Annotated in this window: 11 protein-coding genes; all 11 read left to right on the top strand. The window is 71.5% G+C overall.

Features of this window, described 5'->3' with window-relative positions; genetic code table 11:
• Positions 1-10: 10 nt before the first annotated feature.
• The 11 genes from RB146_02660 to asnB all read left to right on the top strand — a co-directional run bounded on the left by RB146_02660 (position 11) and on the right by asnB (position 14472).
• The gene (locus RB146_02660) at positions 11-1585 is read left to right on the top strand and encodes an asparagine synthetase B family protein (protein MDQ7827882.1); all 1575 of its coding nucleotides are present in this window, start codon (positions 11-13) and stop codon (positions 1583-1585) included.
• A 5-nt stretch (positions 1586-1590) separates the two neighbouring features.
• Positions 1591-2430, top strand: coding sequence for an S-adenosylmethionine decarboxylase (locus RB146_02665; GenBank protein MDQ7827883.1), 840 nt, complete (start codon positions 1591-1593; stop codon positions 2428-2430).
• Positions 2431-2470: 40 nt separating this feature from the next.
• A complete protein-coding gene (locus RB146_02670; protein MDQ7827884.1) occupies positions 2471-3574 on the top strand; it encodes a glycosyltransferase family 4 protein in 1104 nt (367 codons plus the stop codon).
• Positions 3575-3590: 16 nt separating this feature from the next.
• Complete coding sequence (locus RB146_02675) at positions 3591-4499, top strand: VOC family protein (GenBank protein MDQ7827885.1); 909 nt, start codon at positions 3591-3593, stop codon at positions 4497-4499.
• Positions 4500-4501: 2 nt separating this feature from the next.
• Positions 4502-5452: a glycosyltransferase family 2 protein gene (locus tag RB146_02680; GenBank protein ID MDQ7827886.1), complete on the top strand. Its 951-nt coding sequence runs from the start codon at positions 4502-4504 to the stop codon at positions 5450-5452.
• On the top strand, positions 5449-6435 hold the full coding sequence (locus RB146_02685; GenBank protein ID MDQ7827887.1) for a glycosyltransferase family 2 protein: 987 nt from the start codon (positions 5449-5451) through the stop codon (positions 6433-6435). The genes RB146_02680 and RB146_02685 overlap by 4 nt, the downstream gene beginning before the upstream one ends.
• A 56-nt stretch (positions 6436-6491) precedes the next feature.
• Positions 6492-7298 carry a class I SAM-dependent methyltransferase gene (locus RB146_02690; protein ID MDQ7827888.1) on the top strand — a complete coding sequence of 269 codons (807 nt, stop codon included), beginning with the start codon at positions 6492-6494 and terminating at the stop codon, positions 7296-7298.
• Positions 7295-9484 (top strand): NAD-dependent epimerase/dehydratase family protein, encoded by a 2190-nt coding sequence (locus RB146_02695; GenBank protein ID MDQ7827889.1) that lies wholly within the window; start codon positions 7295-7297, stop codon positions 9482-9484. The genes RB146_02690 and RB146_02695 overlap by 4 nt, the downstream gene beginning before the upstream one ends.
• Positions 9481-11700: an NAD-dependent epimerase/dehydratase family protein gene (locus RB146_02700; protein MDQ7827890.1), complete on the top strand. Its 2220-nt coding sequence runs from the start codon at positions 9481-9483 to the stop codon at positions 11698-11700. Before RB146_02695 ends, RB146_02700 begins: the two co-directional genes overlap by 4 nt.
• Before the next feature lie 53 nt (positions 11701-11753).
• Positions 11754-12338, top strand: a complete 585-nt coding sequence (locus RB146_02705) for an FkbM family methyltransferase (GenBank protein ID MDQ7827891.1) — start codon at positions 11754-11756, stop codon at positions 12336-12338.
• 238 nt (positions 12339-12576) lie between these two features.
• Positions 12577-14472 (top strand): asparagine synthase (glutamine-hydrolyzing), encoded by a 1896-nt coding sequence (asnB, locus tag RB146_02710; GenBank protein ID MDQ7827892.1) that lies wholly within the window; start codon positions 12577-12579, stop codon positions 14470-14472.
• Positions 14473-14513 lie beyond the last annotated feature (41 nt).

Here is a 14513-nt window from a genome sequence, read left to right on the forward strand (position 1 = left end):
GGAGGGATCCGTGACCACCGCAGCTCCCGTACCCTCTGCGCTGTCCTCGGGCTCCGTGCCGATCGAAGAGGAGCCCTACGTGCACCTGCGCCTGGAGGACGGTGGGGTGACGGTGCGGGGGAACCCGGCGGTGACGTTGGGTCACCGGGTTCCCCGGGGAGCGGGGGAGAAGCCGGACGGCGTCTTCGCAGCCTGGTCCTGGGACGGCCGTGTCCTGCGCGTGGAGAACGACCGCTACGGGTGCTATCCGCTGTACTATGCCGCCGCTCCGGGCGAGCTCCGCCTCTCTCCCTCCATCCCGCGGCTTCTGCGCGCCGGGGTGTCGCGGGAAGTGGACGAGACGGCCCTCGGCGTCTTCCTGCGGCTGGGCTACTTTCTGGACGATGAAACACCGTTCCGGGCCATCCGGGCCGTGCCGCCCGACGCGACGTTCATCTGGCGCGACGGGCAGCTCGAGGTCAGCGGGCGCTACGCCGGCAGCCCGGAGCAGACCATCACCCGGAGGGCCGCCATCGACGCCTACGTCGAGCTGTTCCGGCAGGCGATCCGCCGCCGTCCCCCGACGGAGGAGGCGGTGGTGACCCTGAGCGGCGGGCGGGATTCCCGGCACATCCTCCTGGAACTGTGCGCACAGGGCACCCCACCCCGGCGGTGCGTCACCACCTACCGGTCCTTTCCGTCCATGCTGGGCCGTCACGCGCCCAGCGAGGACGTGGAGCTCGCCCGGGCCCTGGCCGAAGCCGTCAGGGTGGAGCACGTGCTGGTCCCGCAGTCCCCTTCGGCGCTGCGCGCCGAGCGCCGCAAGAACCTGCTGACCGGCTTCTGCACAGACGAGCATGGGTGGTACGTCGCGGTGGCCGACTACCTGAAGGGCCACGCCACGGCCGTGTACGACGGGATCGCCGGCGACGGGCTCTCCGAGGACCCGCTGCTCGACGCGGAGGGGCTGCGCCTCTACCGGGAGGGGCGGCTGGGCGAGCTGGCAGACCGCTGGCTCGACGAGCGGGAGGAGGCTCTCCTCCGCACGCTCATCCCGCCGATGTGGGCGGGGGCGGCCGACCGCGACCGGGTCCACGCGCGCCTGGTGGCGGAGCTGCGCGCCTTCGCGGGCGCGCCCAATCCGGTGGGGACCTTCCTCTTCTGGAGCCTCACCCGCCGCGAGACCGCCCTGGCCCCCTACGGCCTGCTGCGCGGGGTCGACCTCGTCTACAGTCCCTACCTGGACCACGATCTCTACGACTTCCTGACGTCGCTGCCTGGGGAGATGCTGCTGGGCCACCGGTTCCACACGGAGACGATCGCGCGGGGGCATCCCCGCTACGCCGCCTTTCCCTACCCCTCGAAGGATGCGGCGGCCCTGCGGCGGCCGGTGCGTCATCGGTCCTTCACCCTGGAGGTGCTCCGCGAGGTGCTCGCCCGGCCCACGGCGTTCCGGGCGACGCTGGTCCCCACACTCCTCGCCGCGCTGGCCCGGGGAGCCCCCCGCTGGGTGTTGCCGGTCGTCGTCTACCTCATGCAGCTCGAGGAGGTCTGCCGCGACCTGCCGGCGTGGTGGCGGGCCGGTGAGCCCGGCGAGGGGGCCTGACGTCCGTGTACCACGTTACCCTCGACGGCTTCCGCGGGTACCGTTCGCGCTTCGACGACATTCGGCTCGTCCAGGAAGTCCTGGAGGGACTGCCCGTGATCCTCGAGTTGCAGCCGACGATGCCGGCGTTCCTGCTCCCCTACTACAACGGCGTGGTCCCCGAGGACTGCGGCATCAGCGCGTTCGTGTTCCTGGAAGGCGGCCACTGCACCATCCACACCTTCTCCTTCCGTGAGACGTATTTTGCTGACGTCGTCTCGCCGCGGGCGTTCGATGCCGAGCGGCTGTATCGGCACTTGCAGGCCGCCTTCCCGTGCGCCATCACCGCTGTCAGTGCCCTGTCCCGTGACGGGACTCCGGTCGAGGCGCCCGAGGCGGACCCGGAGGCCGACTTCGGCCCGCACTACTTCCTGGACCTCATGGACTACGCCGGCCCGGCCCACCTGGACGAGGTGTTCGACCTGTTCGACCGGCTGCCGGGGGTGATCGGGATGACACCGATCATGCGTCCGTACGTCCTGCGGGGCCGGACGGCGGACGGCCGGCAGCACGTTAGCGCGATGACCATGATCGCGGAGAGTCACCTCGCCCTGCACGTCTTCCCCGGGGACCGTCGGGCGCACTTCGACCTGTTCTCGTGTCGCTTCTTCGACCACACCGCGGTCATCCCGCGGATCCGGCGGGAGTTGCCCGGGACGATCCGCGGGGAAGCGCTCATCGCCCGAGGGCGGCGCTATCGCTACCTGCGGATGGACGGGCCGGGACACACGGCCCAGGCCCGGGCGTGGGTCAGGGTCTTGCCGGCCTCGGCGGCCGCGGAGGAGGTCGGCGCATCCTCCGGGTGATCCGATGACCGCCAGTCCGTCCATGAGGCTGCGACCATCCGTGGCCTTGGTCCACCACGGGCAGTTCTCCGGGTGCACGGCATCGCTGCGCGGCGCCCTGGCCGCGCGGATGTCGGTGGTCGACCTGGACCTGCTCCGCCTGGCGCGGCGCCCCGCGTTGCTGCGCGCCCGGGTGCGCGCGACGTGGGAAGCGCAGCGAACGGGCAGGGGGACGCCCTGGGTGAAGACGGGGGCCTGGTCCCGGGCCTGTCAGCAGTGGGCGGAGGAGCACGGGTTCCTTGCGCCACACCGTCCCGTCCTGTTCCTGCAGACCCTCTCAGCCTTCGTGCTGGACAGGGCGGGGCCACGGTACGCCGTCTACACCGATCGGGTCAGCGCCGAGGGGGCGACCCGGGACGGGGTCTACGCGTCGCGGTTCACACCGGCGTGGCGGGCCCGGGAGCGGGTGTTCCTCCAGCGGGCGGAACGGGTCTTCGTGATGGGTCCGGCAACACAAGACGTGCTGGAACGGGAGTACGGCGTCCCGCGGTGGCGCGTCAGTGTGGTCGGCGGCGGGCCCAACGTCCCGCTCACCGGGCCCGTCCAAGCCGACCGGTGCCGTGCCCTGCTCTTCGTGGGGCGGGAGTGGGAGATGAAGGGCGGCCCGCTGGTGTTGCGCGCCTTCCAGCAGCTGCGCCGTCGGTTCCCCGACCTGGAACTCCTCATCGCGGGCTGCAGGCCGTTCGTCCGGCCCCCGGCGGGAGTGCGGATGTTGGGCTGGGTGCCTCGCGAGGCCATGGACGACGTCTACTCCGCGGCCCAGATCCTGGTGGTCCCCGGTTACAAGGAAGCATTTGGACACGCCTTCGTCGAGGGGCTCATCAAGGGCCTGCCCTGTGTGGCCTCGTGTGGAGGGAACCAGGCCGACCTGATCGCCGATGCCGGGCGCTGCGTCCCCCCCGGAGACGTGGGGGCGTTGCGCGTGGCGCTGGCCGAGGTCATCGCCCGCTACCCGGAGTACCGGCGTCGGGCCGTGCGACGGGGCCGGGAGCTGCGGGAACGCTTCGCCTGGGACCGCATTGCCGGCCGCATCCTGGGGGAGTTCCTGGAGGCGGCCCCGGTGTCCGGGGAGGACCCGGCGCGCCCGACACCAGCGCGGTCCTGACGATGGGAGGCCGATCATGGACGTGGGGACCACGCGTCTCGTGAACCCCGAGCTGCGCGCCCGCCTCGATGGCGGGGCGCGCCCGCCGTGTCGCATCCGGCGCCCGGGCCATCTGGCCCTCGAGGTGGCGGACCTGGGCCGGGCGGTGGACTTCTACACCCGGATCCTCCGCCTGGTGCGTGTCGAAGAGGGGGAGGGCGTCGTCTACCTCCGGTCGCAGTTCGAGCACCACTGCCTGGAGCTGCATGGCACCGGCCGGTCGGGACTCCATCACGCCGGATGGGAGACGGACAGCGACCAGGAGACCGAGGCTCTGCACGATGCCCTGGCCCGGCGGGGCGTCCCGGTGCGCGACGCCCCGCCCGAGCCGGGCCGGCGGGGCCGGGCCTTCCAGTTCCAGGACCCCATGGGGTTCTGGCACGAGGTCTACCGGGCCATGGACCGCCTCCCGGTGCTGGTGAGCAACGGTCCCTTCCCCGTCCTGCGCCAGGCCCACTTCGCCTTCAACTCCCCGGACGTGGATCGCGACCTGGAGTTCTTCCGGGCGGTAGGGTTTCGGGTCTCGGACTGGAGTCCGGGCCGGCAGGCCTCGCTCCGCTGCCTCCCGGAGCACCACAACATCTCGCTCTTTGCCCACGGGCGCGCACGCTTCCACCACCAGGGCTTTGACATCGGCTCCTGGGAGCACCTGAAGGGGATCCTCGACTGGATCGCCCACCAGGAGTACCCGGTCGAGGTGGGCCCCGTGCGTCACGCTCTGGGCAATAACATCTCGGTCTACCTGCTCGACCCCGACCGTTTCCGCATCGAGCTGTTCTGCGAGATGGAGCAGATCCTCGACGACGAGGATCACGAGAACCGCCGCCAGCCGCCGCTCTTCGACCTCTGGCGCCGCCAGCCCGTCCCGGCGGACTTCAGGGAGTAGGCGTGAGCGCGGAGCCCGCCCCGGCCGTCAGCGTCGTCCTGCCCACCTACAACCGGGCCGCAGTGCTCCCGCGGGCCGTCGAGAGCACGTTGCGGCAGACGTTTCCGGATTGGGAGCTCGTCATCGTGGACGACGGCTCAGTGGACGCGACAGGTGCAGTCCTGCAGCAGTTCGTCGACGGACGGATCCGCTACGTCCGAGGGGAGCACAACCGCGGCGTGGCGGCGGCACGCCAGGTGGGCCTCACACTTGCCCGCGCTCCCTATGTCACCTTCCTGGATTCCGACGACGAGTACCGCCCGGAGAAACTGGCCGCGCAGGTCCGTGCGCTCCGGCAGCGAGGGGAGGCGGTGGAGTGCGGGATGCGGCTCGTCCTGCCCGACGGGCGTGAGCGGGACCTGGCCCCGGTGCTCTACCGCAAGTCGCCGGAACAGTTCGGGCTGGTCGCCCGCGGGATCAACCTGGCCACCCTGCTGATTCCCCGCGAGGCTGCGCTCGCGACCGGGTTCGATGAAGCGATCCGCTTCTCGATGTCGGACTGGGACTTCGTCCTCCGGCTCCTGCGTCGCTGCCGGGTGACCGCCGTCGTGCCGCAGCCGCTGGTCGTCCACTACAGCCACCGGGGGCCGCGCATGTCCACCGCCGCGAACCTGATGCGCGGGCTGGAATACGTGCTGGCCAAGTACGAGGGGACGGAGGTCCTGTCGCCGCGCGTGCGGGCGCGATTGCTCCATCGCCTGGCGGCGTACTGCATCGGACGGGGAGACCTGCCGCGGGCACGGCAGCTCCTGCGGCGCTCGGTCGCGTCCTGGCCGTGGAGCGCTCCGCGCTGGCTCATGCTGGCGGCAGTCGCCCTCCAGCCGGTGGCCTTCGACCGATTCTACGCCGTCTACGGACGGGTGGCGCGAGTGCTGCAGCGCCTTCGCGTCCGGACGGGGGGCGTCCTGGCATGAGCCCATCCTCCCCGGCGAGGCCGCTGGTCAGCGTCATCCTGCCGACCTACAACCGGGCGAGCTTTTTGGACCGGGCCCTGCGGAGCGTCCTTAGCCAGACCCTCCCGGACTACGAAGTGCTCGTCGTGGACGACGGCTCCACCGACGACACCGCGGAGCGAGTCCGGGCCGCGGGGGACGCTCGGGTCCGCTACATCCGGCAGCCGCGCAACCGGGGCGTCTCCGCGGCCCGCAACCTGGGGTTGCGTTTGAGCCGCGGCCACTTCGTCACCTTCCTGGATTCCGACGACGAGTACCTGCCGGTCAAGCTGGAGCGACAGGTGGCGGCGCTGGCGGCGGCTCCGGCAGAGGTGGGGGCGGTGGAGTGCGGGCTGCGCATCGTAGCCAACGGCGCCCACCGGGACCAGCCGCCCCAGCTGCGCGGACGAGACTACCTGACCTTCCTGCGCTCGCGGGAGGGAGTGAACATGGCCGCCCTCCTCGTGCGGGCAGACCTGGCGCGCATGGTGGGGTTCGACGAGGGCCTGACGTCGCGGGAGGACGTGGACTTCATGGCCCGGCTGCTCTGCCGGACCTCCCTGGCGTTCATCGACGACCCGCTCGTGGTCATCCACAACGACGCTCCGGTCCGGCTCTCCGCGGGGGCGGTGCTCCTGCGGGGGCTGGAGCAGCTCGCCCGCAAGTACGACCAGGAGCAGCACGCCTCCCGGGCCCTGCGCATCGACTGGAACCACCGGCTGGCGCTGGCCTATCTCCAGCAGGGTCGCTTCCGGGAAACGCGCCAGGCCCTGGCGCGCGCCATCGCCGCGCGGCCCCTGGGCGTGGTCCACTGGGGGCTGTACCTGAGCACGCTGCTGGGGCGGCCCGGCGCGGCGCTGGCCCATCGAGTCTACCTGGCCGGCGGGCGCGTCAAGCAGTGGCTTCGCGGCAAGGCGGCCGGGCGCCGGTCATGGGGACGAAACCTGCTCTCCCGATCGACCTAGCCCGTGGCCTTCCAGCCGCATCACGCTCCCCGAAGATGGGCCGTGGGGAGCTGTCCGTGACCTTCTCCTTCGGCAGCAACTGGCTGGACTACCTGAAGAGCGTTTCCGAGGACGCAGTCGCGCGCGCCCGGGCCGACATCGAGCATTGGGTCGGCAGCGCCACGGTCCGGGACGCCTCAATCCTCGACGTGGGGTCCGGCTCCGGCATCCACTCGCTGGCGTTTCTCCAGCTGGGCGCCCGGCGCGTATGCTCGTTCGACGTCGATCCCCGCTGCGTGGATGCCACGCGACAGCTCTGGGAGCGGGCGGGTCGCCCGGCGCACTGGGAGGTGCTCCAGGGCTCGATCCTCGATCCGGCCTTCACCGGCACCCTCGGGAGCTTTGATCTGGTCTACGCCTGGGGGGTGCTGCACCACACCGGGGCTCTGTGGGAGGCCCTTGCCCGGACCTGCACCCTGGTCCGATCCGGCGGCCTGTTGTGGGTGGCGATCTACACGAAAGGCCCGAGCTACGCCGACGACCTGGCCTTGAAGCGACGGTACAATGCCGCGTCCCCTTTGGGCAAGCGCCTCCTGATCTACAAGAAGATCGGCAAGGTGATGCTCAAGCGGCTCCGGAAGTTCCAGAACCCGCTGGCATGGAACCAGCCCAAGGAGCGCGGCATGGATGTCTACCACGACATCGTCGACTGGCTGGGCGGGCTGCCCTACGAGGTGGCCAGCCCGGACGAGGTGGTGCGGTTCACCCGTCAGCGGGGATTCGTCCTGGAGCGTATCAGGGTGGAGGGGGAGCGGGCGAACAGCATCTATATACTCCGCGCACCGGACGCTGTGCGCACACCGGGGGAGAAACCGCAGCCGTGAGAACCGCCCGTCCGGTGCGCCTCGGCATTGTCGGCTGCGGCGCCGTGACGCAGATCTGCCACCTGCCGGCAGCCAGGAGCGTGCCCGACGTGGAGGTCGTGGCCCTGGCCGACCTGAACCTGGCCCGCGCGCGGTTCCTGGCCGCGCGGTTCGGTGTTGCGCGGTACAGCACCGACTACCACGCCTGGCTCGACGAGGTGGACGGGGTCATCCTGGCCCTTCCCCACGCCCTGCACGTGCCGGTGGCGAGCGAGCTCCTCGAGCGCGGCCTGCCCGTGCTCCTGGAGAAGCCCCTGGCCGTGACGGTGCGGGAGGCCGAGGAGCTGGTGGCCCGGGCGGCGGCCACGGGCACGCCGCTGCAACCCGGCTACATGTTCCGGCACAATCGGTCCGCCCGGGTCGTGAAGCACATGCTCGAGGCGGGCTGGATCGGCCGCGTGCAGACCTTCGTGGCGCGCTGGGGCGGCGTCTACCGTTGGCCGGTGGCCTCGGGCTTCTTCTGGGACCGCCAGCAGGCGGGCGGAGGGGTGGTGGTGGACGCGGGCTCGCACCTCCTGGATCTCCTCCTGTGGTGGTTCGGGGACGTGCTCGAGGTCGAGTACCGCGACGACAGCCGGGGCGGGGTGGAGGCGGACGCCTGGATGCGACTCGTCCTCCAGGGCCCGCACGGCCCGGTCCGCGGAGAGGTGGTGATCAGCCGGCTGCGCCACCTGCGCTCGCACGTGCGGCTGGACGGCGAGCAGTTCGTCGTGGACTGGGGATCGGCGGGCGACCGCTATGCCGCCCGCATCGCTCCGCAGACCTGGAACGGCGACGATCCGCGTTTCCTCTCCCAGGCCGACCCCGGCGGGAGCGACACCTTTGTGGGCATGTTCGCCGAACAGCTCCGGGCGTTCGCCCGGACGATCCGGGGAGCCCCTCCGGCTGTCTCCGCCCGGGACGTCCTGCCGACCGTCGCCTTGATCGAGCGCTGCTACCGCGAACGGGCGGGGAGCCTGTTGGAGCCCTGGGACCGTCCGGTCTCCGTCACGAGCCCCGCAGGTCCGGTGCTCGTCACGGGGGCCACAGGGTTCATCGGCGGACGGCTGGCGGAGGTCCTGGCGGCGCAGGGGGTGCCGGTGCGTGCGCTCGTGCGCACCTGGAGTCGCGCCGCGCGGCTGGCCCGGCTGCCGGTGGAGCTCGTGGGCGGCGACATGCTCGACCTGGCCAGCCTCCGCCGCGCCGCCGCGGGGTGCCGCACGATCTACCACTGCGCCGTGGACTTCGCGGCGGGCGGTCGGGCGATCCGGCGCTCCTCGGCCCTGGGCGCGCGGCACGTCCTGCAGGCTGCGCTGAACGCCGGGGTCGAGCGTGTGGTGCTCCTCAGCACGGTGGCGGTCTACGGAGCCGATCCTCCGCCGGGTTCGATCTCAGAGGACACGCCCGTACGACACGAAGGGGACGACTATGCCGACGGGAAGATCGACGCGGAGGCCGCCGCGCGTGACGTCTACCACCGCTACGGACTGCCGATCGTCATTCTGCGGCCGCCGATCGTCTACGGCCCCTTCAGCAGCCGGACCGTCTCCCTCGCCCAGGCGATCCGCGCCGGGCGCCTGGCGCTCATCGCCGACACCGGGGGCGTCTGCAACACCCTGTACGTCGACGACCTGGTGGCGGCGATGTTGCTGGCCGCCGCCGCGCCGGGGGCCCCCGGGCAGACCTTCCACGTGACCGACGGGGCCCCCGTGACCTGGCACGCCTTCATCGAAGCGCACGCACGGGCGCTGGAGGTGCCCGCCCCCTCACTGCCGCGCGTCACCCTTCAGGAGCTCGAGCAGGCCTGGGCGGCCCAGGCCCGCGGACGGCGGACATCGTGGCGCACCCTGGCCGGCCTCGTCCTGCGGGACAGCCGGCTGCGCGAGACGGTGCGCGCCTTGCCGGTGGTGGCGACGCTGGAACGGTTGGGCCGCCTCGTCGCGCCGGAGGCGATCCGCGAGCAGGCGGCCCGCCTCGCCCTGGCTGCGCCAGCCAACGGGGCGGCCGCCTCCCCGCCGCCGCCCTCCCGCAGCCTCGCCCGGCTGATGGTGGGGCGCACGGTCTACGACATCACCCGGGCCCGGCAGGTGCTCGGCTACACTCCCGCGGTGGACTTCCATGAGGGCATGGCGCGCACCGCGGCCTGGATGCGGTGGGCGCACCTGTGAGGGCGACCGTGGTGGGGCCACCGGTGCGCCTCGGTATCGTCGGCTGCGGGGCGGTGACGCAGGTCTGCCACCTCCCCGCGGCGCGTCGCGTGCCGGAGGTCCGGGTGGTCGCCCTGGCGGACACCAACCCGGCGCGAGCCGCCCTGCTGGCGCGGCGCTTCGACGTCCCTCGCTGGAGCACGGACTACCGGACCTGGGTGGACGACGTGGACGGCGTGATCGTCGCCGTGCCGCACGCCCTGCACCTGCCGCTGGCGGAGGAGCTGCTGCGCCGGGGCCGGCCGGTGCTGATGGAGAAGCCGCTGGCGACCTCGACGGCGGAGCTCGAGGCCATGGCGGCGATCGTTCGTGAGACCGGCACGCCGCTCGTGGGCGGCTACATGTACCGGCACAACCGGGCGGCGCACCTGGTCCGGCGCATCCTCACAGAGCACTGGCTCGGACGGCTGGAGCGCTTCACCCTGGAGTTCGGTGTGGCCTCGGGCTGGCCGGCCGCCTCCGGGTTCTACTGGGACCGCCAGCAGGCCGGTGGCGGGGTGCTCATCGACAGCGGGTCGCACATGCTCGACCTGCTCCTGTGGTGGCTGGGAGATGTCGAGGCCGTGACGTACCGGGACGACAGCCGGGGTGGTGTGGAGGCCGAGTGCCACCTCGACCTGACGCTGCGTGTCGCTCAGGGCCCCGTATCGGGCACGGTGGTGCTCAGCCGGCTGCGCGACCTGCCGGGCGTGGCCACCATTGTCGGCGAGGACTTCGCGCTGGAGTGCACCGTCTCGCCGCCCTACGAAGTACGCGTCAGCCCACGCTGGGCGGCTGGCCAGCCGGTCTTCATCGCCGACGATGCCGGCCGGGAGACCTTCAGCGGCATGTTCGTCCAGCAGCTGCGCGCGTTCGCGGCGACCGTGCGCGGTGCCCCCTCGCCTGTGCCCGTGGAGAGCGTGCGCCCCACTGTCGCTCTGATCGAACGGTGCTACCGCGAGCGCGCCGGCCGCCTCCCCGAACCCTGGTCGGTGCCGTTGTCCATGCCCACGCGGCCTGCGGGGGCCTGCATCACGGGGGCTACAGGGTTCATCGGCGGACGGCTGGCTGAAGTGCTGGTCCAGGAGGGAGCGAAGGTGACCGCCCTGGTCCGCCGGTGGTCGCAGGCAGCACGTCTGGCGCGCCTTCCCGTCCGGATGGTCGGAGGCGACGTCCTCGACGTGGCGAGCCTGCGCCAGGCCATGGCCGGCTGTCGCGTGGTGTACCACTGCGCCTTCAGCTTCGCCGGGGGCAAGCGCGGCATGCGGCGGCTGGCGGTTCAGGGCACCCTGGCTGTCCTCCAGGCCGCCCTGGAGGCGGAGGTGGAGCGCGTCGTCCTGCTGAGCACGGTGGCGGTGCACGGGGTCACGCTCCCGGCCGGGGTGATCACCGAGGAGATGGCCCGCGGGCCGACAGGGGATCCCTACGGCGACGCCAAGCTCGCCGGCGAGCAGGCCGCGCTGGCCTTCCACCGCCGCACGGGGCTGCCGGTGACCATCCTCCGTCCGGCGATCGTCTACGGCCCCTACGGGGGAGCCTGGACGGTGGAGATCGTGCGGCTGGCACGGGAAGGGCGGCTGGCGCTGGTGAACGGCGGGGAGGGGGTCTGCAACCCCCTGTACGTGGACAACCTGGTTCAGGCCATGCTGCTGGCGGCCACGCACCCGGGCGCGGTCGGGCAGGTCTTCCACGTCACGGACGGCAGTCCGATCACCTGGCGGCGCTTCCTCGAGGCGCATGTGCGGGGCCTGGGGGACCATCTCCTGCCGCTGCCCGAGATCCGTCTGGAGGAGCTGGAGGCGGCCTGGGCGGAGGTCCGGCGCCGCCGGCCTTCCCTGCGCCACCTCGCGGGGCTCGTCCTGCGCGAGCCCGCGCTGCGCAGCGCAGTGCGTGGCCTGGCGCCCGTGGCTGCCCTGGAGCGGATCGGCCGGTTCGCCTTCGACCGGGTGCTGCCCCTGCGCTGGCAGCAGGAGCTGCGGGAACGGGCGGTCCGCCTCATGCTGGAGGCGTCCCTCAACGGTGCGGGTCCGGCCCCGGGGGCGCCACCGCTGCCCCTGGGCATCGCGCGGGCGTTGGCCAACCAGGGCGTCTTCAGCATCGACCGCGCCGTGGAGATGCTCGGCTATGCTCCCGGGGTGAGTACGGAGGAGGCGATGGACCGCACGGAGGCCTGGGTCCGGTGGGCCTACCGGGCGTAGAGGATTCCCGCTGGCCGGGCCAGGCGGGCGTCGGTCAACCCGAGAGACGGCGCATGCGGTTGATGAGAGCTGTTGGGGCTGCAAGGGCGAAGCTGATCCACTACGCGGCTCTGCGCGAGCTGACACCGGATCACATGAGGCTCGCGCTCAGGAAGCTCATCAAGCGCTATTACCTCATGCGCTTCTGGTTGCGGACACGCTCGGGACTGTCGGTCTACATGAGTGAGGACCCACTGGACGATCTCGTCCTGGAGTCGATGCTGCAGGCAAAGGCTCACATCTACTTCCCCCCGTTGCCCTGGGCGACCGCCGGTGGCCTGGTCGTCGATCTTGGGGCGTGGCACGGTTTCTACACCCTGGAAGCCTTGCGCCGGTACCCCGGGGCGAGAGTCGTCGCGGTGGAGCCGGACAGCTGGAACTGCGCCCTCCTGCGCAGGAACCTCGCCGCGAACGGCTTGGTGGACCGGGCGGAGGTCATCGAGGCCGCCGTCGGGTCCAGCGAGGGTTCGGACAGCTCGTCCAGCGAAGGACCTCCCTGGAGTATCGAGTGGTTCAGCCTCAGGATGAGCAAGGGGGGAGATGGATTAGGATCGTTGGCCCGGAGAGTGTTGTCCGGGACGCTCAGCCCCTGGTGGTGAAGTGCAACGCCGAGGGGGCCGAGTTTGCCTTCTTTCCTCAGCTCTTCCGGTTGGGTCGGCACCCCAGGCTCGTCATCGTGGAGATTCATGCAAGGTATGGCGATACGGACGCGTTGCTGGGGGTCTTCCGCCAGTCGGGATACTCGGTGTCCCTGGTCGATCGAATGCCTCACGGGGCGTGGTTTCACTGTTGGTTGATCTGACGGTGTGGCGGCGTGGAGCAGGGGTAGCGTAGGCCATGTGCGGCATCGCGGGCCTCTACGCCAGGCGAGGGGCGGTCGACCCCCAGGTGGTGCGGACCATGACGGCGGTACAGACGCACCGCGGGCCGCTGGAGGAGGGGTACCTCCTCACGCCCCGTGTCGGCCTGGGCATGCGCCGCCTCTCCATCATCGACGTGGCCGGCGGCCAGCAGCCCGTCTACAACGAGGACGGCTCGATCGCCGTCGTCTTCAACGGGGAGATCTTCAACTACCGGGAGCTGCGCGCCGAGCTCCTCGAGCGCGGCCACCGCCTCACCACGGTCTCCGACACGGAGGTCATCGTCCACCTGTACGAGGAGCGGGGGATCGACTGCCTGCACGCCTTCAACGGGATGTTCGCCTTCGCCCTGTGGGACGGCCGGCGCGAGCGCCTGTTCCTGGCACGCGACCGCCTGGGCGTCAAGCCCCTCTACTACTGGGACGACGCCCGGGGCCTGGCCTTCGCATCCGAGCTGAAGGCGCTCCTGCTCTGTGACTTCGTGGAGCGCCGTCCGGACCCCTATGCCCTCCTCGACTACCTGGCGCTGATGTACGTTCGCGCGCCACGCACGCCGTTCCAGGACGTACACAAGCTCGCCCCCGGCCACTACCTGGTGGCGGACCGCATGGGGACCCGGGTGGACGCGTACTGGCGCCTGGCCGACTACTACACGCCCGCACGAGTTTCAGTACCGGAGGCCGTCGAGCACGTCCGGGAGCTGCTGCGTGACGCTGTGCGCCTCCGGCTGCGCAGCGACGTCCCGGTGGGCGCCTTCCTGAGCGGCGGGATCGACTCCAGCGCGATCGTAGCCCTGGCGGCACAGGAATCGGCCACTCCCCTGCGGACCTTCACCGTGGACTTCGGTCCGGACAGCTTCGACGAGGTCCGCTACGCCCGGCTGGTGGCCGACCGCTATGCCACCGCGCACAACGAGATGCGGGCGACCGTGAACGATGCCCTGCAGGAGCTGCCTCGGCTGGTCTGGCACATGGATGAGCCGCACGGCGACTCGGCCGTCGTCTCGACCTATCTGGTCTCGCGGTTCGCTGCCAGCCAGCTCCGCGTGGTCCTGTCCGGTTCCGGGGGCGACGAGGTCTTCGGCGGCTACCGGCGGTACTTCGACGGCGGCGCTGTGGACCACCTCTACCGACGGCTGCCGCAGGGGCTGCAGGTGGCCGGCGCGCGCTGGGCCAGGCGCGTCAACGCGGAGCTGGGCGGCCGCCTGGCCTGGAACGCCATGCCCGTAGAGCAGCGCTACCTGCGCACCCTCTCACTTTTCCACGCCCAGGAGCGCCGCCGGCTCCTCGGCGAGGCGGTGCACGACACCCTCGACCTGCGGGAAGTGTTCGCCGCCGTCCCGCACGCCGACCCGGTCAATCGCCTGATGTACGTGGACGCGGTGACCTACCTGCCGGACGACATTCTCCACGTGACCGACCGGATGAGCATGGCGGTCTCGCTGGAGGCGCGTACGCCCTTTCTCGACTACCGTCTGGTAGAATTTGTCGCCGGACTTCCTGGACGCTGGAAGGTGAACCCCTGGCGGCGGACCTGGAAGATTTTGCTGAAGCGAGCGGTGGGGCCCTGGCTGCCCCCGGCGATCCTGGCGCGCCCGAAGTGGGGGTTTGGCGCTCCGTTGCGCGCCTGGATGAGCCATGGGCTGCTGGACGTGATGGCCCAGGTCTACCGGAAGAGCGCCGCCGTGGACGCGGGGCTGGTGCAGGTCGAGGGCGTGCAGACCCTCCTGCAGGCGGCCCGCACCGGGCCGATGGCGGTGCACGTGGCCCAGCAGCTCTGGTCGCTGCTGGTGCTCGAGCTCTGGTCCCGGCTCTTCCTGTGCGGACCGGCCGCTCAGGCTCCCGCCTTTACGCTGCGCGACCTGGCGGCGTGAGGTTGGGGAGTAGGACCGCCCCCCCCGCCCGTCAGCCGCCG

The organism is Armatimonadota bacterium (assembly GCA_031081585.1).
GTDB classification, from domain to species: Bacteria; Sysuimicrobiota; Sysuimicrobiia; order Sysuimicrobiales; family Humicultoraceae; genus Geohabitans; species Geohabitans tengchongensis.